Origin of the sequence: Streptomyces gardneri (assembly GCF_006539185.1) — a bacterium.
In the GTDB taxonomy this organism is placed as follows: domain Bacteria; phylum Actinomycetota; class Actinomycetes; order Streptomycetales; family Streptomycetaceae; genus Streptomyces; species Streptomyces gardneri.
This window is the reverse complement of sequence record NZ_BJMN01000043.1, coordinates 22283-41238: the sequence shown is the minus strand read 5'-3', so window position 1 is coordinate 41238 and position 18956 is coordinate 22283. Positions and strand designations below refer to the sequence as shown.

Genomic DNA, 18956 nt, shown 5'->3' with positions numbered 1-18956 from the left:
TTCCCGGATCCGCCCTTACGGAATTGTTGTTCCCGGCCGGTCGACGGGTCGGCCGGGAAAATGATCCGGATTCTCTTGCGCGTCCATTCCATGACATCCGTTTTCACGGAGGAGATCAGAAGTGAACGTCAAGTCCCGCGCTCGTATCGGTGCCGCCCTCGGTGTGGCCGCCCTCGGTCTCGGCGTCGCCCTCGCCCCCGCCGCGCAGGCCGACCCGAACCCGATCACGCAGTACCGCACCCTCGCCGGTGTCGGCTCCGACACGACCCAGGACGTCCTGAACGGCCTCGGCAACGTCGTCACCAACGTCATCGGCCAGAAGATCATCGCCTCCTGGGACGCCACCGGCACCGCGACCGTCAAGACCAAGGCGAGCGGCTGTGTCATCAACCGGCCCAACGGCTCCTCGGCCGGCATCGACGCGCTGCGCAACGCCGTGGACACCAGCTCCGGCTGCCTCGACTTCGCCCGCTCCTCGCGCGGCCCGGCCGACGTCAGCACCACGGACCTGACCTGGATCCCCTTCGCCAAGGACGCGGTGTCCTGGGTGAAGCGCTCCGACAGCGCCCTGCCGTCCGACCTGACGGCAGCCCAGCTGAAGGGCATCTACGAGTGCACCACCACGTCCCTCAACGGCGTGGCGCTCACCCCGATCCTGCCGCAGACCAACTCCGGCACCCGCCAGTTCTTCCTCTCCTCCATCGGCGTGGCCGCGCCGGGCGCCTGCGTCCAGCAGGGCGTCCAGGAGAACGACGGCACCGTCCTCGACAGCGCCGGTGACATCGCCCCGTACTCCGTCGCCCAGTACACGGCGCAGGAGAAGGGCGTCGTCACGGACCGCCGCGGCACCGCCGTGCTCGGCTCCGTCGGCTCCGTCGCCCCCCGCAACGCCGACAAGACGCTCAACCTCTCCTTCCCCTTCACCCGTGACGTCTACAACGTCGTCCCGACCGCCAAGCTGACCAACGCCACGATCGCCTCGACCTTCGTCGGCTCGACCTCCAAGGTCTGCGCCGCCGGCACGACGATCGCCAACTACGGCTTCGGCACCCTCGGCACCGCCTGCGGCGCCACGACCCTCAAGGGCGAGCGCTGATCACCGCGCTCCCGTAACCGCACACCGGCCGGGCACCCCAGGGTGCCCGGCCCCCCGGCGTACCCGAGCTCGTACGCGCTCCACACCCGAGCCCGTACGCCGCGCCACACCCGAGCCCGTACGAGCTCCGCACCAGACCCGCACCCGACCCGTATCCGCTACCCGACCGTCTCCCGGGGGGACCCGCATGAACCGCCCCGCACCACTCCGCTCACCGGCCTCACCCGCCTCACCCGTCGTGCTCCTCACGGTGCTCGCCCTGGTCTGCGGCGCCCTCGCCGCCGTCCTCGCGCTGGCCGCCCCCGCCAAGGCTGCCACCGTGCACGGGACCTTCACGTTCCAGGGCGCCTCGGGCTCCACCACGGCCGAGACCTTCGCCACCGGCGTCGGCACCCCCGCCGCCTGCCCCGCACCGGCCGACCCAGCCAAGCCCTACGTCAAGGCCCGGCTCGCGGTGATCGACTCCGCCACCGGAGGCATCGCGGTCCTCGCCGACACGGTCGCCACGGGTTCCCTGAGCGACGGCCCCTTCACGCGGGCCCTCGACGTCCAGGCGGACCACTCCTCGCTCCAGGCCGCTCTCCGCACCTTCCTCCCCGAGGGCCCCCTGGACGGCCGCTACGAGCTCCGCCTCTTCTGCCGGACCGCCGTCGGGGCCGAGACGGAGCAGTACTTCTCCTCGATGATCGAGGTCACCGGCGAGGCCTGGGCCCCGATCGCGCAGCTGACCACGCTGCTTGAGGTCGTGTCCGACCCGGAGGTCCCCACCGCCGGGGGACAGGCCACCCTCACCGCCACCGTCCAGCCCAAGGACGCCGCGGGCTCGGTGACCTTCCAGAAGTTCGTGAACGAGGAGCTCGTCGACATCGCCACGGTCGCGGTCGTCGGCGGGAAGGCCGAGACGACCCTCACCGGGCTCGCCGCCACCGGCAACGACAGCCTGCCCGTGCTCGTCACCTTCACCCCCACCGACCCCGAGGCCCACACCGCAGGCTCCTTCGTCCTCAGCCTCGTCGTGGTCGAGCCCACCGCCACCCCGACCCCCACGGGCACCGGCACGCCGACCCCGACCGGCACCGGCACACCCACGGGCACCGCGACCCCGACCCCGACCGACGACCCCACCGGCACCGACTCGCCCACGCCGACGGACACCCCGAGCGAGACCGGGACCCCGAGCGGGACGCCGAGCGAGACCCCCACCGACACCGCGAGCCCGTCCGGCACCGGCACGCCCGCGCCGACGGGCACCGACGACAGCGCCGGCTCGGGCGGTTCCTCGGGCGGTGACTCCGGCTCGTCCGGCGGCGGTACGAGCGGCGGCAGCGGTACGTCAGGCTCCTCCGGAGGATCCGGAAACACCAGCACCACCACCAACGGCGGCAGCGGCTCCCTCGCCGCCACCGGCGCCTCCGCCGCCTCCGCCGCCCTCGGCTCGCTCGCGCTCTGCCTGCTCGGCGCCGCAGCCGTCCTCCAGAACCGCCGGCGCAAGGCGAAGGCCCCCCGCCCGTGACCACCGCGACACCACCCGCAGCCGCCCCCCGTGCCGGGCTCGCCCTGGCCGGGGCGGCGCTGTGCGTCCTCGCCGCGCTCCTCATCGGCTTCGCCGCCAACCTGACCGTCGTCGGCCACCTCCAGCACGCCCGCGACCAGTCCACCGCCTACGACGACCTGCGCGAGCAACTCGCCCTCGGCACCGCGCCCGTGGGCCAGTCGACGTACGACGGAAAGCCCCTCGCCCTCGGCGCCCCGGTCGCCCTCCTCCACATCCCCGCGCTCGGGATCCGCGAGGTCGTCGCCGAAGGCACCACCTCCGGCGTCCTGATGTCCGGGCCCGGCCACCGCCGGGACACGGCCCTGCCGGGCCAGGCAGGGGCCAGCGTGATCATGGGCCGCCAGTGGGGGTACGGCAGCCCGTTCAACGACGTGCACCGCCTGCCGGGCGGCGCCCGCGTCGAGGTGACGACCGGTCAGGGCACGGCCGTGTACGAGGTGACCGCGGTCCGCAGGCCAGGGGACCCGAACCCCGCCCCCCTCGGCGCGGGCGAGGGGCGGCTCACCCTGATGACGGCGAGCGGCGGCGCGTACACCCCCGAGGACGTGCTCCGGGTCGACGCCCGGCTCCTCGGCGAGGCGTGGCCGAGCCCGGCCAGGCCGCTGCGGCCCGGCTGGATCACCGCCGCCGAGAAGCCGCTCGCGGGCGAGTCCGACGTCTGGCCCGGGATCTTCCTCGGAGCCCAGGGGCTCCTCGCCGCCGCCCTCCTCGCCGTCCTCGCCCGCCGCCGCTGGGGCGCCCGGCAGACCTGGGTCGCCGCCGTCCCGGTCCTCGTCGCCCTCGGCGTCCTCGTGTCCGGGCAGCTGACCCGGGCCCTCCCCAACCTCCTCTGACCGCAAGGGAGTCACCGCCCGTGACCGATCTCGCCGACACCGTCACCCTGCCGCCCGTACCGTCCGTGCCGGGGGACGCGCCGGTCCCGTCCCGCGCCGCCGCGCTGGAGGCCGACGCCGTCTCCGCGTGGTTCGGCGACCGCAAGGTCCTCGACCGGGTCTCGCTCGCCATGCCCGCCCGCGAGGTCACCGCCCTCATCGGCCCCTCGGGCTGCGGCAAGTCGACCTTCCTGCGCATCCTCAACCGGATGCACGAACTCACCGGCACCGCCTCGCTCGCCGGCCGGGTCCTCCTCGACGGCTCCGACATCTACGACCGGGGCCGCCGCATCACCCACGCCCGCCGCGAGATCGGCATGGTCTTCCAGAAGCCCAACCCGTTCCCCGCGATGTCCCTGTACGAGAACGTCCTCGCCGGACTGAAGCTGGGCGGCATCCGCGCGGGCAAGGACGCCAAGGACGACCTCGTCGAGGAGTGCCTGACCCGGGCGGGGCTGTGGAACGAGGTCAGGGACCGGCTGCGGCAGCCCGGCGGGGCGCTCTCCGGCGGCCAGCAGCAGCGCCTCTGCATCGCGCGCTCGCTCGCCGTCCGCCCGCGCGTCCTGCTCATGGACGAGCCCTGCTCGGCGCTCGACCCGACCTCCACCCGGCGCGTCGAGGAGACCATCGCCGAGCTGAAGGCGGAGGTCACCGTCGTGATCGTCACCCACAACATGCAGCAGGCGGCCCGGGTCTCCGACTCCTGCGCGTTCTTCCTCGCCGAGCAGGGCACCCCCGGCGTGATCGTCGAGCACGGACCGACCGCCACGGTCTTCGGCTCACCGCGCGACCCGCGCACCGCCGACTACGTCAACGGCCGCTTCGGCTGAGGCACCGAATTCGCCCGGACGGACGAAAGGGCCGGTACGGAATCGCTTCCGCACCGGCCCTCGATGTTCGCCCCGGGGTCAGAGCCCCGCGGCCGCGCTCAGGTCCCGCTTGATCGCGGCGAGCAGCTCCGCGCCCTTGGCGCGCGCCGGCACCAGCTCGCGTGCGTCGGCGACCGGGACGACGACCTCCAGGTAGCACTTGAGCTTGGGCTCGGTGCCGCTCGGGCGGACGATCACCCGGGCCTTGTAGTCGCCCTCCAGGTGGTAGCGCAGCCCGTCCGTCGGCGGGAGCGACTCCGTGCCCTTCGTCAGGTCCTCCGCCGAGACGACGGTCAGACCGGCGAGGGAGACCGGCGGGCGCTCGCGCAGCGCCGTCATGGCGTTCGCGATGATGCTCAGGTCCTCGACCCGCACCGACAGCTGGTCGGTGGCGTGCAGCCCGTGGGCCACCGCCAGGTCGTCGAGGAGGTCCAGGAGGGTCCGGCCCTGCTCCTTGAGGACCGAGGCCAGCTCGGCGACGAGCAGCGCGGCCGTGATGCCGTCCTTGTCGCGGACGCCCTCCGGGTCGACGCAGTAGCCGAGCGCCTCCTCGTAGCCGTAGCGCAGCCCGTCGACGCGGGCGATCCACTTGAATCCGGTCAGCGTCTCCTCGTAGCCGACCCCGGCCGCCTCGGCGATCCGGCCGAGCAGCGAGGACGACACGATCGACTCGGCGAACACGCCCGTCGCGCCCTTGTGCACGAGGTGCGCTGCGAGCAGCGCGCCCACCTCGTCGCCGCGGAGCATCCGCCAGCCGCCCTCGACGGAGGCGTCCGGCACGGCCACCGCGCAGCGGTCGGCGTCCGGGTCGTTGGCGATGACCAGGTCGGGGTCCACGGCCCGGGCCGCCTCGAAGGCGAGGTCCATGGCACCCGGCTCCTCCGGGTTCGGGAAGGCGACCGTCGGGAACGCCGGGTCGGGCTCGGCCTGCGCGGCGACGAGCGCGGGCGGCGGGAAGCCGGCGCGGCCGAAGGCCGCCGTCAGGACGTCCTTGCCGACGCCGTGCATGGCCGTGTAGACGGTCCGCGCGGTCCGGGGGGACTCGGGGGTCAGGACGGCGTCCGTACGGGCCAGGTAGGCCTCCAGGACCTCGTCGCCGAGGGTCTCCCAGCCGGCCTCGGGGCGGGGCACGTCGTTCAGCGAGCGCACCGCGTCGATCTCGGCGGCGATCTCCGCGTCCGCGGGCGGCACGATCTGCGAGCCGTCGCCCAGGTAGACCTTGTAGCCGTTGTCACGGGGCGGGTTGTGACTCGCGGTCACCTCGACGCCGGCCACGGCGCCCAGATGCCTTATGGCGTACGCGAGGACGGGCGTCGGCAGCGGGCGGGGGAGGAGCGCGGCGCGCAGGCCGGCGCCGGTCATCACGGCGGCGGTGTCGCGGGCGAAGTCGGCCGACTTGTAGCGGGCGTCGTAGCCGACCACGACGAGACCGCCCTCCTGGCCCTTGGCCTTGAGGTACGCGGCCAGGCCGGCGGCGGCGCGGATGACGACCGAACGGTTCATCCGCATGGGCCCGGCGCCGATCTCGCCGCGGAGGCCGGCGGTGCCGAACTGGAGCGTGCCGGCGAAGCGGGCGGCGAGCTCGTCGGTGGCGTTGCGGTCGAGGAGCGCGGCGAGTTCCTCGCGGGTCTCCGGGTCGGGGTCCTCGGCGAGCCACGCCTGGGCCCGGGCGAGGAGGTCGTCCTGCGTCACGGTGTGCCTTTCGGGGGGTGCGGGAGGGGTGGGGCGGGTGCGGGCGCGTGAGCCGCTGCGCGGAGCCTTTCCCCACCCCGCCCCTTCCCGAACCGGGGGCTCTGCCCCCGGACCCCCGCGCCTCGAACGCCGGCGGGGCTGGATTGCGGCGGCAACTTCGGCCCGTCCGGCGTTTGAGGACCGGGGTCTGGGGCGGAGCCCCGGTTTCGGGAAGGGGCGGGGTGGGGGAGAAGGCCCCGCGCAGCGGCCCCGTGGGCCGGAAGAACTCAGATCCGGTCGAGGACCCGCGTCAGGAGCTCACCCATCCGCGCGGCCGAGTCACGGCCCGCCTGCAGGACCTCTTCGTGGTTCAGCGGCTCGCCCGAGAGCCCCGCCGCCAGGTTGGTGACCAGGGAGATGCCCAGGACCTCGGCGCCGGCCTCGCGGGCCGCGATCGCCTCCAGGGTGGTGGACATGCCGACGAGGTCGCCGCCCATGGCGCGGACCATGTTGATCTCGGCCGGGGTCTCGTAGTGCGGCCCGGGGAACTGGACGTAGACGCCCTCCTCCAGGGTCTCGTCGACCTCCATGCACAGCGCGCGCAGCCGCGGCGAGTACAGGTCGGTGAGGTCCACGAAGTTCGCGCCGACGATCGGGGAGGCGGCCGTCAGGTTGATGTGGTCGCTGATCAGGACCGGCTGGCCGGGGCGCATGCCCTCGCGGAGGCCGCCGCAGCCGTTGGTCAGGACGATCGTCTTGCAGCCGGCGGCGACGGCGGTGCGGACGCCGTGGGCGACGGAGGCGACACCGCGGCCCTCGTAGAAGTGGGTGCGGCCGAGGAAGACCAGCGCGCGCTTCTCACCGATCTTGTACGAGCGGACCTTGCCGCCGTGGCCCTCGACGGCCGGCGGCGGGAAGCCGGGGAGCTCGGTCACCGGGAACTCGGCCTCGGGGGCGCCGAGCGCGTCGACGGCGGGCGCCCAGCCCGAGCCCATGACCAGGGCGACGTCGTGGTTCTCGACTCCGGTCAGCTCGCGCAGACGGGCGGCAGCGGCCTCGGCGGCTTCGTACGGGGTGGCAGTTGCGTTCACTGACTCTCTCGCCTCGGGGAGGGGAGTCCGAGGGGAGCCCCGGACGGATCTGGTACGCGCAGAAGCGTATCCGGAGAATGCCTACGCGCGTAGATGACGATGCTGACGGACATGCGATCGTTGTCTTGTTGTTTCCGACGAACGGAGTAGGAGAGGTCACGTCGCCGTCCGTCGGGCGTTCGCACATCCCCCGCCCGCGCCTCAGCAGGGCCGCTTGCGCAACTCCATCACGTAGTCGTGCGGGGCGCCCGCAGACTCGGCGGCGTCGGCGATCTCGCCCAGGTACCGCGCGGACGGCAGACCGCCCTCGTAGCCGTTGAGGACGTACACCCAGGCCGGCTCCTCGCCGTCGAGCGTGTCCACCCGGACCCGCATCCGCCGGTAGATGTCCAGGCCTACGCCCTCCCACCGGTCCATGGAGTCCTCGTCCATCGGAGCGATGTCGTACAGCGCCACGAAGACCTGTGAGCGGGGGGCCTCCACGATCGTGGCCAGCGCGCCCTCCCAGCCCATCTGCTCGCCGCCGAAGGTGAGCCGCCAGCCGTTCAGCCAGCCGGTGCCGCGCAGCGGGGAGTGCGGTGCGCGGCGGCTCATCAGCCGCGCGTCGAGGTTGCCGGCGAAAGCGGCGTAGAGCGACATGGCACCGAGGGTACGGGAGCGGGCGGGTTGTCCGCCGGACTCCGGGGCGGCGGCCGTGGGAGCGCGGCCGCACCCGGGGGTCCGGCGGTCGCGGGCCGCCCGGCGTGCTCCGGCGCGCGCCTACGGAGCCCCGGCGCGAGGCCGCGCCGGGCGTGCGGGAGAATGGGGTACGCACTTGAAGCGTGCGGGACAATGGCGTACGCACTGCACCCCAGCGGGGGGACCCCCCGGCAGAACGAGACGCGAGGCGTAGATCCCAGTGACCCGGATCGTGATCATCGGTGGCGGACCCGGCGGATACGAGGCGGCCTTGGTGGGCGCCCAACTCGGCGCGGAGGTGACCGTCGTCGACTGCGACGGCCTCGGCGGCGCTTCCGTCCTGACCGACTGTGTTCCCTCGAAGACGCTGATCGCCACGGCGGAGGTGATGACCACCTTCGACTCCTCCTACGAGGAGCTCGGCATCATCGTCGCGGACGACACCCCGCACGTGGAGCAGGCCGCCCGCGTCGTCGGCGTGGACCTCGGCAAGGTCAACCGACGGGTGAAGCGCCTCGCGCTCGCCCAGTCGCACGACATCACCGCGTCCGTCACCCGGGCGGGTGCCCGGGTGCTGCGCGGCCGCGGCCGGCTCTCCGGCCGCCAGGCCGTGGACGGCTCCCGCCAGGTGATCGTCACCGCCGCCGACGGCACGGAGGAGACGCTCACCGCGGACGCCGTGCTGATCGCGACCGGCGGCCACCCGCGCGAGGTGCCGGACGCCAAGCCGGACGGCGAGCGCATCCTCAACTGGACCCAGGTCTACGACCTCAAGGAGCTCCCCGAGGAGCTCATCGTGGTCGGTTCCGGCGTCACCGGCGCCGAGTTCGCCGGCGCCTACCAGGCACTCGGCTCCCGGGTCACCCTGGTGTCCAGCCGTGACCGCGTCCTGCCCGGTGAGGACCCGGACGCCGCCGCCGTCCTGGAGGACGTCTTCCGGCGCCGCGGCATGAACGTCATGGCCCGCTCCCGCGCCGAGTCCGCCAAGCGGGTCGGCGACCGTGTCGAGGTCACCCTCGCCGACGGCCGCGTCATCTCCGGCACCCACTGCCTCATGGCCGTCGGCGCGATCCCGAACTCGGCCGGAATGGGCCTGGAGGAGGCCGGCGTCAAGCTGAAGGACTCCGGTCACATCTGGACCGACCGGGTCTCCCGTACGAGCGCCCCCGGCATCTACGCGGCCGGTGACGTCACCGGTGTCTTCGCGCTCGCCTCGGTCGCCGCCATGCAGGGCCGTATCGCGATGTACCACTTCCTCGGCGACGCGGTGACCCCGCTCAACCTGAAGACGGTCTCCTCCAACGTCTTCACGGACCCCGAGATCGCCACCGTCGGCTACACGCAGGCCGACGTGGACGCGGGCAAGATCGACGCCAAGGTCGTCAAGCTGCCGCTGCTGCGCAACCCCCGCGCGAAGATGCAGGGCATCCGGGACGGCTTCGTGAAGCTCTTCGCCCGTCCCGGCACCGGCATCGTGGTCGGCGGCTGTGTCGTCGCCCCGAGGGCGAGCGAGCTGATCCACCCGATCTCGATCGCGGTCGACAACAATCTGACGGTCGAACAGATCGCAAATGCATTCACCGTGTACCCCTCCCTGTCGGGCTCGATCGCGGAAGTGGCACGGCAGTTGCACACCCGAAAGTCGGCGGGCGAGGCGTAATCCTCCGCCCCGGAACCGCTCCCGCCTGCGGGAACGGTTCGCCGACTCGGACAACCCCCGGCAAGCCGGGGCATAGACCTGGCGCAGAGCCGAGCAACGACGGGGCCTCCCATACCACTTGGAGGCCCCGTCTGTGCGCATCTTCTGCAATTCGGCGCATACTGCTGAAAAGTATCGGCCGCTCACGTTACTGTCAGTTTCGTGTTCGCTGCAGAACGTCGCCAGTTGATCCTCGAAATGGTGCGAGCCAATGGGGCCGTGTCGCTCCGCGAGCTCGCCCGCGTCGTCCAGACCTCGGAGGTGACCGTACGGAGGGACGTACGGGCACTCGAGGCAGAAGGACTCCTCGACCGCCGTCACGGCGGTGCGGTGTTGCCGGGCGGATTCACGCGAGAATCCGGCTTCCCGCAGAAATCCCATCTCGCCACGGCGGAGAAGACGGCCATCGCCGACGTCGCCGCGAGCCTCGTCGAAGAGGGCGAGGCCATCGTCGTCGGCGCCGGGACGACCACGCAGGAGCTGGCCCGCCGGCTCGCCCGCGTGCCCGGTCTGACCGTCGTCACCAACTCACTGCTCGTCGCCCAGGCCCTGGCCCATGCCAACCGGGTCGAGGTCGTCATGACCGGCGGCACCCTGCGCGGGTCCAACTACGCCCTCGTGGGCAGCGGGGCCGAGCAGTCGCTCCAGGGGCTGCGGGTCTCCCGGGCCTTCCTCTCCGGGAGCGGGCTCACCGCCGAGCGCGGGCTCTCCACGTCCAACATGCTCTCCGCGAGCGTGGACCGGGCCCTGGTGCAGGCGGCGGCGGAGGTCGTGGTCCTCGCCGACCACACCAAGCTCGGCGCCGACACCATGTTCCAGACGGTGCCGACGGACGTGATCACCCGCCTGGTGACCGACGAGCCGCCGGCCCACGACGAGCGGGCCGCCTCCGAGCTCCAGGCCCTCGCCGACCAGGGCGTCCAGATCGCCGTCGCGGGCACGGGCGCGGGACCCGGTGCCACCGGCGGTGAGCAGCACCACCCCCCGGGCGTCCGGCCCCGCCGTGACATGCCGCTGCCCGTCCAGCGCGGACGGATGGCGGCCGGTCAGTTCCGTGGGCCCGGCGGAGGGATGGCGGCGGAGACGCTGGAGCGCACGGCGCGGGTCGCGGACATGCGGCGCCGCTGAGACCGCAGTTCACGGCACAGCACAGCACAGCAAGGCACAGCACCGCGTCGCGAGGGGCCCTCCCCCAGGGGTCCCACGGCCGCGTACGTCAGTTCTTGAGTCCCCGCAGGGTCAGCGCCAGCAGGCGGTCCGCCAGCTCCGCGTCCTCCGGGCACTGTTCCGCCGCCAGCGCGATCGCGTTGGTGAGCTGCATCAGGTCGCCGATCGACACGCCGGCACGCACCTGCCCCGCCTCCTGGGCGCGCCCGAGCAGCGCCTCGCCCGCGTCGCGCAGCGGCACGCTGCACGAGGCGAGCGCCGAACTCCGGTCGTACGAGGCGGACATCAGCGCGTGCGCGAGACCCCGGTACTCGCCCGCGTGGGCGATCAGGGCCCGCAGCCACTCCACGAGCGCCCGGCACGGCTCGGCCGCCTCCGCCAGCTCGTGCGAGCGGTGCAGGAGCGCCGCCAGGGCCTCCTGGAAGACGGCGTTCAACAGCTCGGCCCGGGTGGGGAAGTGGCGGTAGAGGGTGCCGATCCCGACCCCCGCACGGCGGGCGATCTCCTCCAGGGGCGCGTCCGTGCCCTGCTCGGCGAAGACGGCCCTGGCCTCCGTGAGCAGCCGCTCGTGGTTGCGGCGCGCGTCGGCTCGCATGACGTTGGGTCCTCCCCCAGGAGATCGACGGAAGGGCCCGCAGGCTGCTGCCTGCGGGCCCTTCACACCGTACGTGCCGCGACGGTCAGTCCTTGATGTCGCAGATGGTGGCGCCGGAGGTGACCGAGGCGCCGACCTCGGCGCTCAGGCCCTTGACGGTGCCGGAGCGGTGGGCGTTGAGCGGCTGCTCCATCTTCATGGCCTCCAGGACGACGATGAGGTCGCCCTCCTTGACCTCCTGGCCCTCCTCGACCGCGACCTTGACGATCGTGCCCTGCATCGGGGAGGCGAGGGTGTCGCCCGAGGCGGTCGGGCCGGACTTCTTCGCCGCCCGGCGCTTCGGCTTCGCACCCGCCGCGAGCCCGGTGCGGGCCAGCGTCATGCCGAGGGAGGACGGCAGGGAGACCTCGAGGCGCTTGCCGCCGACCTCGACGACGATCGTCTCGCGGCCCGACTCGTCCTCGTCCGCGTCGGCACCGGCCGGCGCGAACGGCTTGATCTCGTTGACGAACTCGGTCTCGATCCACCGGGTGTGGACCCGGAAGGGGTCCGCGGTGAACGCCGGGTCGACGACGACGGCCTGGTGGAACGGGATGGCCGTGGCCATGCCCTCCACCTTGAACTCGGCCAGGGCGCGGGCGGCGCGCTGGAGCGCCTGCTCGCGGGTCGCGCCGGTGACGATCAGCTTGGCCAGGAGCGAGTCCCAGGCCGGGCCGATCACGGAGCCGGACTCGACGCCGGCGTCCAGGCGGACACCGGGGCCCGAGGGGGCGTCGAAGACGGTGACGGTGCCGGGGGCCGGCAGGAAGCCGCGGCCCGGGTCCTCGCCGTTGATACGGAACTCGAAGGAGTGACCGCGGACCGCCGGGTCGCCGTAGCCGAGCTCCTCGCCGTCGGCGATCCGGAACATCTCGCGGACCAGGTCGAGGCCGGTGACCTCTTCGGTGACCGGGTGCTCGACCTGGAGGCGGGTGTTGACCTCCAGGAAGGAGATCGTGCCGTCGGTGCCGACGAGGAACTCGACGGTGCCGGCGCCGACGTAGCCGGCCTCCTTCAGGATCGCCTTCGACGCCGCGTACAGCTCGGCGTTCTGCGCCTCCGTCAGGAACGGTGCGGGCGCCTCCTCGACGAGCTTCTGGTGGCGGCGCTGGAGCGAGCAGTCACGGGTCGAGACGACGACCACGTTGCCGTGGGTGTCGGCCAGGCACTGGGTCTCGACGTGCCGCGGCTTGTCGAGGTAGCGCTCCACGAAGCACTCGCCGCGACCGAAGGCCGCGACGGCCTCACGGACGGCGGAGTCGTACAGCTCGGGGACCTCTTCCAGGGTCCGCGCGACCTTCAGACCGCGACCGCCGCCGCCGAAGGCGGCCTTGATCGCGATCGGCAGCCCGTGCTCCTGCGCGAACGCCACGACCTCCTCCGCACCCGAGACCGGGTCGGGGGTGCCGGCGACCAGCGGGGCGCCGGCGCGCTGCGCGATGTGACGGGCCGCCACCTTGTCGCCCAGGTCGCGGATCGCCTGCGGCGGCGGGCCGATCCAGATCAGGCCCGCGTCCAGGACCGCCTGTGCGAACTCGGCGTTCTCGGAAAGGAAGCCGTAACCGGGGTGGACGGCGTCCGCGTCCGCGTCCTTCGCGGCCTGCAACACCTTGGTCATGTCCAGATAGCTGGTCGCCGGGGTGTCACCGCCCAGAGCGAACGCCTCGTCAGCCGCCCGGACGTGCAGAGCGTCCCGGTCCGGGTCGGCGTACACGGCCACGCTGCCGATACCGGCGTCCCGGCACGCCCGGGCCACACGGACAGCGATTTCGCCACGGTTGGCGATGAGCACCTTGCGCACGATGGCTCCCTCTCCTTGAAACAAGCTGAGTTTAGGGACTGCCGACACGGCCTTTCGACCCGTCCCCAGTGGTGAGCTTGCCCACACGGAGCGTGACCCCGGGCCTGCTCGGGTCGTGAATTCCCTTGTCGCACCACGGTACGCAGGGTTCCTTTACGGCACAGTAGCTCCGAGGTGTGGCGCAGGTCTCTGTTCGTGCGGCCAGTCGCCATTCGGGTTTCTTTGTCGGGTCTCTACGAATGGCCCGGTGATTCTTTGCCGAGCGGGCGGCCGCCGTCGTTCGTGTGCGAACTCTTGTCCGGCGGTTTACCGGCCAGTAGCCTTCGCGCAGTCGATCGTACTGTCGGTAACAGGCGAATCCAGGGGGTGGCCGAGGTGGCCCGCAGACCGATAGCCCTCGTGACGGCGGCGGTGCTCTTCCTCGAAGCGCCCGGCATCGTCGCGATCAACGGAGTCATGGCGGGCTTCGTGGAGGCCCAGTCGATGTCCCTCGACGGCATGGACCCGGACGCCATGGTCGCCGGCACCTGGGGCCTCGGCATCGGCTCCGGTGTCGCGCTCGTCCTGTGCGGCCTCGTCGCCCTCGTCGCCGGCATCCGCGACCGCCGCCCGGGCCGGGCGGGCCGGGGGCTGCTCGTCGGCTGCGCGGTCGTCCACGGCATCCTGGGCGCGGTCGCCGTCGGCCTGATCGGCTGGGGCGCGTTCGCCTTCCTGATGGCCGTCGTCGGACTCGTCGTCCTCACCCTGGTGGCGTACGGGAAGGGCCACGAGGAGGGGGCCGGCGCCCCCGAGGAGGCACCGGCCGCCGTCTGAGCCCCGGGGGCGCGTCGCCGACTAGCTCCAGAGGTCGGTGATCTCGACGTCCAGCTTGCGGAGCAGCGTGCGCAGCAGCGGCAGGGACAGGCCGATCACATTGCCCGGGTCCCCGTCGATGCCGTCGATGAACGGCGCCGAGCGCCCGTCCAGGGTGAACGCGCCCGCCACGTGCAGCGGTTCGCCGCTCGCCACGTACGCGGCGATCTCCGCGTCGGTCGGCTCGCCGAAGCGGACGACGGTGGAGGCCGTCGCCGACTCGTAGCGCTTCGCGGCCGTGTCGTACACGCAGTGGCCGGTCTGGAGGATGCCGACCCGGCCGCGCATGGCCTTCCAGCGGGCGGTGGCCTCCGCGGCGTCGGCCGGCTTGCCGAGGGCCTGCTTGTCGAGCTCCAGGACCGAGTCGCAACCGATGACGAGCGCGCCGAACACCTCCGGCCGGGCGGCCACATGGGCGGCCTTGGCCTCGGCGAGGGCGAGCGCGAGCTCGGCGGGGGTCGGCGCCTGGAGCTTGTCCTCGTCGACGCCGCTCACGATCACCTCGGGGGTGATTCCGGCCTGCCGGAGCAGCCCGAGCCGGGCGGGGGAGGCGGAGGCGAGGACGACACGGCGCGGATCAGCAGTCATGGGGTCAGCGTAGTCAGTGCGGTGCGTCCGTTCGCGCCGAACCGGCGCCGGTCACCGGCTCATCGCGCGTTGACGACGAACATCGCCACCACCATCGCCAGTGCCAGGAGCACGCCGGTGCGGCGGAGCATCGCCTGCATGTCGCGCAGGAACTTCGGCGGCTGGTTCTTCGGGTCGGACCACAACATGCTCCGATCCTCCGGGCGGGGCGCGCGGGGCGCCTGAGTACGGATACTCAAGCGCCCCTGTGCCGAAGGACTATTCGCGGACGAACACGCCGGCGCGCGCCGCCGCGAGCGCCGCCTCCGCGGCCCGTCCGGCCACGTCCCCGGTGAGCTCCTCGTGGGTGACGGCGAAGCGGTAGTAGAGCGGCGCGGAGACGGCGCGGAGCAGCTCCACCGGGTCCGTGCCGGCGGGGATCTCGCCGCGTTCCGCGCCTCTGGCGACGACCGGGGCCCATTCGGCGAGCCGGGTCCGGTAGAAGCCGGCGAGCGCGCGGGCGCACTCCTCGTCGCAGGCCGCCGCGGCGATGACCGCGTGGAAGACGGCGCCCATCCGGGGGTGGGTCAGCGTGTCCCGGACGAGTTCGGCGTTGGCCCGCAGGTCGCCCGCGAGGGCGCCGGTGTCGGCGGCGGGCAGGGACTGCTCCGCCATGTCGTGCAGGAGGTCGGTGACGAGGCCGACGGGGGAGCCCCAGCGGCGGTAGACGGTCGTCTTGCCGACGCCCGCGCTCGCGGCGATCCGGTCCATGTTCAGGGCGTGGAAGCCGGTCTCCGCGAGGGCGTCCCGGGTGGCGTCGAGGACGGCCCCGCGGACCTTCGCGGTGCGGCCGCCGGGGCGCAGGGTGCCGGGCGAGGCCGGTCGGCTCTCAGTCAAACGGGTCTCCTGTTCCATTAAGTCCTTCGACTCTGCTACGGTACGGGACATCTTAACGGAACCATCTTCCCATTAAGGGGTTGTACGCATGGTCGCCCTGGATCTCCCCACCCCCACCGAACACGCCGAAGCCCGGATGACCGGCCGGATGCGGCTCGTCCTCGTCGTGCTCCTCCTCGCCCAGTTCATGCTGGCCGTCGACTTCTCGATCCTGAACGTGGCGCTGCCCGTCATCGGTCAGGGACTCGGCTTCACCCTCGGCGGCCTCCAGTGGATCGCCACCGCCTTCGCCCTCGCCGCCGCCGGATTCACCCTCCTCTTCGGGCGCGTCGCCGACCTGATCGGCCGCCGCCGGCTCTTCCTCGGCGGCATGGCCCTCCTCGGCGTCTCCTCGCTCGTCGGAGGACTCGCCACCGGCCCCGAGATGCTCATGGCCGCCCGGGTCGCCCAGGGCCTCGCCACCGCCGCCGTCACCCCCGCGGGGCTCTCCCTGCTCACCGCCTCCTTCCCCGAGGGCCCGCTGCGCGCCAAGGCGCTCGGCCTCAACGGCGCCCTCATGTCCGCGGGCTTCACCACCGGCGCGATCCTCGGCGGCGTCCTCACGGACCTGCTCTCCTGGCGCTGGGCGTTCTTCGTCAACGTGCCGGTGGCGCTCGCCGTCCTCCTCGTCGCCCCCGCCGTCCTGAGCGAGAGCCGCCCCGCCGTCCGCCCCCGCCTCGACATCCCCGGCGCGGTCACGGTCACCGGCGGACTCCTCGCCCTCGTCTACGGCCTCACCGTCGCCGGAGAGCACGGCTGGACCGACCCCACCGCGCTCACCGCCCTCGCCGCCGGCGCGGCCCTCCTCGTGGCCTTCGTCCTCGTCGAACGGCGGGCCGCCTCACCGCTCGTCCCCGTCCACGTCCTGAAGCGCCGCACCGTCGTCTGGGGCAACCTCGCCGGGCTCGTCGCCTTCGTCACCGAGACCTCGCTGGTCTTCCTCATGACGCTGTACCTCCAGGACGTCCTGGGCTTCTCGCCGCTCGCCGCCGGGCTGTCCTTCGGCGTCCTCGGCGCCGGCACGATCCTCGGCGGCGTCCTCGCCTCCCGCTTCATCGGCCGCTTCGGCGCCCGCTCCGCCCTCGTCTCCGGCGGACTCCTCCAGGCCGTCGCCACCCTCTCCCTGTACGGGCTCGGCGACGACCGCGGCAGCCTCGCCCTGCTGCTCGCCGCGACCTTCGCCGGCGGCGTCGGCAACATGCTCGCGATCGTCGGCTTCATGGTCACCGCCACCTCGGGCATCCCCGACGGCGAGCAGGGCATGGCGACCGGGCTCGCGACCATGACCCAGCAGATCGGCATCACCATGGGCACACCGGTCATGAGCGCCGTCGTCGTCACCGCGCCCGTGCTCCTCGACGGCATCGGCCTCGCGGTCCTCGTCAACGCCGCGATCGTCGCGGTCGGAGCCGTACTCGCCGGCGTCTTCCTCCGCCGTACGTGAGCGCCCGCCACCGAGCGGACATGCGAAAGGCCGGACCCCCCGCACACGGGGTCCGGCCTTCCGGCGTGGAACGGCTACACGGGCCAGTACGACCTGGCCCAGGCCCTGGGGCCCGGCCGGTGCCGTACCGCACGTGCGATCCGCGAGGGATCCGACCACCCTTCCGGTATCGCCGGGCCGCCACCCTCGGCGGACGCCGCCGCCGTGGCCGCGGCCCGGGCCTGGACCACCGCCAGTGCGGCGGCCAGCTCCTCGGGCGTCGGGTTTCCTCGTACGACCTTGATCACATCGGCTCCTTCGACGCTCGTACGTGGCTACAGCGGGATGTTGCCGTGCTTCTTCGGGGGAAGGGATTCCCGCTTCGTGCGCAGCTGACGCAGCCCCTTCACGATCTGCGGGCGGGTGTCCGAGGGCATGACCACACCGTCGATGTAGCCGCGCTCGGCCGCGATGTACGGGTTGAGCAGGGCGTCCTCGTACTCCTGCATCAGCCGCGCCCGCACTGCGTCCGCATCGTCCCGGCCCTCCGCATCCGCGATCGTCCTGCGGTGCAGGATGTTCACCGCGCCCTGCGCGCCCATCACCGCGATCTGCGCGGTCGGCCACGCCAGGTTCAGGTCGGCGCCCAGGTGCTTGGAGCCCATGACGTCGTACGCGCCGCCGAAGGCCTTGCGGGTGATGATCGTGATCAGCGGGACGGTCGCCTCGGCGTACGCGTAGATCAGCTTCGCGCCGCGTCGGATGATGCCGCCGTACTCCTGGTCCACGCCCGGCAGGAAGCCGGGCACGTCGACGAAGGTCAACACCGGGATGTTGAAGGCGTCGCACGTCCGGACGAACCGCGCGGCCTTCTCCGAGGCGTTGATGTCGAGGCAGCCGGCGAACTGCATCGGCTGGTTGGCGACGACACCGACCGGGAAGCCCTCGACACGGCCGAAGCCGGTCACGATGTTCGGCGCGAACAGCGCCTGCGTCTCCAGGAACTCGCCGTCGTCGAGGACGTGCTCGATGACCTTGTGCATGTCGTACGGCTGGTTGGCCGAGTCCGGGATCAGCGTGTCGAGCTCGCGGTCCTCGTCCGTCACCTCGGTCTCCGCGACCTCGGGGAAGGCCGGCGCCTCGGAGAGGTTGTTCGACGGCAGGTAGGACAGCAGGGACTTCACGTACTCGATGGCGTCCTTCTCGTCCCCCGCCATGTGGTGGGCCACACCCGAGGTCGAGTTGTGCGTCCGCGCGCCGCCCAGCTCCTCGAAGCCCACGTCCTCGCCGGTCACCGTCTTGATGACGTCCGGTCCGGTGATGAACATGTGCGAGGTCTGGTCCACCATCACCGTGAAGTCGGTGATCGCGGGGGAGTACACCGCGCCGCCCGCACACGGGCCGACGATCAGGGAGATCTGCGGGATCACCCCGGACGCGTGGGTGTTGCGGCGGAAGATCTCGCCGTACATGCCGAGCGCGCTCACACCCTCCTGGATGCGGGCGCCGCCGGAGTCGTTGATGCCGATGACGGGGCAGCCCGTCTTCAGCGCGAAGTCCATCACCTTGATGATCTTCTGGCCGTACGTCTCGCCGAGCGCACCGCCGAAGACCGTGAAGTCCTGCGAGAACACGGCCACCGGGCGCCCGTCGACCGTGCCGTAGCCGGTGACGACACCGTCTCCGTACGGGCGGTTCTTCTCCAGGCCGAAGTTGGTCGACCTGTGTCGGGCCAGCTCGTCCAGCTCGACGAAGGAGCCCTCGTCGAGGAGCAGGGCGATCCGCTCGCGCGCGGTCAGCTTGCCCTTCGCGTGCTGCTTCTCCACCGCGCGCTCAGAGCCGGCGTGCGTGGCCTCGTCGATACGGCGCTTGAGGTCCGCGATCTTGCCCGCGGTCGTGTGAATGTCGATCTCGTACTGCTCTGCCGGCTCGGACATCGGGATGCGGCTCCCTGCCTGGTCACGGGGGGTTCGTTGACTACGAATGGGCTACTGCTGGCCTACTGACCCGTAGCGTATCGACGCGGATACGGTTCGGCACTGCGG

At 72.5% G+C, this 18956-nt stretch carries 18 protein-coding genes; 8 read left to right on the top strand and 10 right to left on the bottom strand.

Translation table 11 applies throughout. From position 1 onward, the window contains the following. Positions 1-121 precede the first annotated feature (121 nt). The 4 genes from SGA01_RS29900 (at position 122) to SGA01_RS29885 (ending at position 4353) form a co-directional block, all read left to right on the top strand. A complete protein-coding gene (locus SGA01_RS29900; RefSeq protein ID WP_141300274.1) occupies positions 122-1096 on the top strand; it encodes a substrate-binding domain-containing protein in 975 nt (324 codons plus the stop codon). Between the two features lie 187 nt (positions 1097-1283). Further along, positions 1284-2609, top strand: a complete 1326-nt coding sequence (locus tag SGA01_RS41520) for a hypothetical protein (protein ID WP_176602606.1) — start codon at positions 1284-1286, stop codon at positions 2607-2609. Next, positions 2606-3484 (top strand): sortase, encoded by an 879-nt coding sequence (locus tag SGA01_RS29890; RefSeq protein ID WP_141300272.1) that lies wholly within the window; start codon positions 2606-2608, stop codon positions 3482-3484. The genes SGA01_RS41520 and SGA01_RS29890 overlap by 4 nt, the downstream gene beginning before the upstream one ends. 65 nt (positions 3485-3549) lie before the next feature. Next, positions 3550-4353, top strand: coding sequence for a phosphate ABC transporter ATP-binding protein (locus tag SGA01_RS29885; protein WP_371866213.1), 804 nt, complete (start codon positions 3550-3552; stop codon positions 4351-4353). A gap of 78 nt (positions 4354-4431) precedes the next feature. Here the strand turns inward: SGA01_RS29885 and SGA01_RS29880 are convergent, their stop codons facing one another. From SGA01_RS29880 to SGA01_RS29870, 3 genes are all read right to left on the bottom strand, one after another. Then, positions 4432-6084: a phospho-sugar mutase gene (locus tag SGA01_RS29880; RefSeq protein ID WP_141300270.1), complete on the bottom strand. Its 1653-nt coding sequence runs from the start codon at positions 6082-6084 to the stop codon at positions 4432-4434. 266 nt (positions 6085-6350) lie between these two features. After that, the gene (locus tag SGA01_RS29875) at positions 6351-7154 is read right to left on the bottom strand and encodes a purine-nucleoside phosphorylase (RefSeq protein WP_141300268.1); all 804 of its coding nucleotides are present in this window, start codon (positions 7152-7154) and stop codon (positions 6351-6353) included. Positions 7155-7355: 201 nt separating this feature from the next. Next, positions 7356-7793: a gamma-glutamylcyclotransferase family protein gene (locus SGA01_RS29870; RefSeq protein WP_141300266.1), complete on the bottom strand. Its 438-nt coding sequence runs from the start codon at positions 7791-7793 to the stop codon at positions 7356-7358. A 259-nt stretch (positions 7794-8052) separates the two neighbouring features. Between SGA01_RS29870 and SGA01_RS29865 the strand changes: the two genes are divergently transcribed. After that, on the top strand, positions 8053-9492 hold the full coding sequence (locus SGA01_RS29865; protein ID WP_141300264.1) for an NAD(P)H-quinone dehydrogenase: 1440 nt from the start codon (positions 8053-8055) through the stop codon (positions 9490-9492). A gap of 201 nt (positions 9493-9693) precedes the next feature. Next, positions 9694-10659 (top strand): DeoR/GlpR family DNA-binding transcription regulator, encoded by a 966-nt coding sequence (locus tag SGA01_RS29860; RefSeq protein ID WP_255325285.1) that lies wholly within the window; start codon positions 9694-9696, stop codon positions 10657-10659. 88 nt (positions 10660-10747) lie between these two features. Here SGA01_RS29860 and SGA01_RS29855 read toward each other — a convergent pair whose 3' ends face one another. Both SGA01_RS29855 and SGA01_RS29850 read right to left on the bottom strand, forming a co-directional pair. Then, positions 10748-11293 (bottom strand): TetR/AcrR family transcriptional regulator, encoded by a 546-nt coding sequence (locus SGA01_RS29855; protein ID WP_055641668.1) that lies wholly within the window; start codon positions 11291-11293, stop codon positions 10748-10750. A gap of 85 nt (positions 11294-11378) precedes the next feature. Continuing rightward, positions 11379-13133 carry an acetyl/propionyl/methylcrotonyl-CoA carboxylase subunit alpha gene (locus SGA01_RS29850; protein ID WP_141300262.1) on the bottom strand — a complete coding sequence of 585 codons (1755 nt, stop codon included), beginning with the start codon at positions 13131-13133 and terminating at the stop codon, positions 11379-11381. Between the two features lie 375 nt (positions 13134-13508). Between SGA01_RS29850 and SGA01_RS29845 the strand changes: the two genes are divergently transcribed. Next, a complete protein-coding gene (locus SGA01_RS29845) occupies positions 13509-13946 on the top strand; it encodes a hypothetical protein (protein ID WP_371866208.1) in 438 nt (145 codons plus the stop codon). 21 nt (positions 13947-13967) lie between these two features. On the opposite strand, the gene SGA01_RS29840 is transcribed toward SGA01_RS29845, so the two are convergent. The 3 genes from SGA01_RS29840 to SGA01_RS29835 form a co-directional block, all read right to left on the bottom strand. Further along, on the bottom strand, positions 13968-14573 hold the full coding sequence (locus SGA01_RS29840; protein ID WP_055641666.1) for a Maf family protein: 606 nt from the start codon (positions 14571-14573) through the stop codon (positions 13968-13970). 59 nt (positions 14574-14632) lie between these two features. Next, on the bottom strand, positions 14633-14761 hold the full coding sequence (gene mmpB, locus SGA01_RS42330) for a morphogenic membrane protein MmpB (protein ID WP_099054328.1): 129 nt from the start codon (positions 14759-14761) through the stop codon (positions 14633-14635). A 70-nt stretch (positions 14762-14831) separates the two neighbouring features. Beyond that, positions 14832-15467 carry a TetR/AcrR family transcriptional regulator gene (locus tag SGA01_RS29835; protein ID WP_229918318.1) on the bottom strand — a complete coding sequence of 212 codons (636 nt, stop codon included), beginning with the start codon at positions 15465-15467 and terminating at the stop codon, positions 14832-14834. A 70-nt stretch (positions 15468-15537) separates the two neighbouring features. Between SGA01_RS29835 and SGA01_RS29830 the strand changes: the two genes are divergently transcribed. Then, entirely contained in the window at positions 15538-16932 is a 1395-nt protein-coding gene (locus tag SGA01_RS29830) for an MFS transporter (protein WP_141300256.1), read from the top strand. 74 nt (positions 16933-17006) lie between these two features. Here the strand turns inward: SGA01_RS29830 and SGA01_RS29825 are convergent, their stop codons facing one another. Together SGA01_RS29825 and SGA01_RS29820 are read right to left on the bottom strand one after the other, a co-directional pair. After that, positions 17007-17219, bottom strand: coding sequence for an acyl-CoA carboxylase subunit epsilon (locus SGA01_RS29825; protein ID WP_055641663.1), 213 nt, complete (start codon positions 17217-17219; stop codon positions 17007-17009). A gap of 27 nt (positions 17220-17246) precedes the next feature. Further along, positions 17247-18848, bottom strand: a complete 1602-nt coding sequence (locus SGA01_RS29820) for an acyl-CoA carboxylase subunit beta (protein WP_141300254.1) — start codon at positions 18846-18848, stop codon at positions 17247-17249. Positions 18849-18956 lie beyond the last annotated feature (108 nt).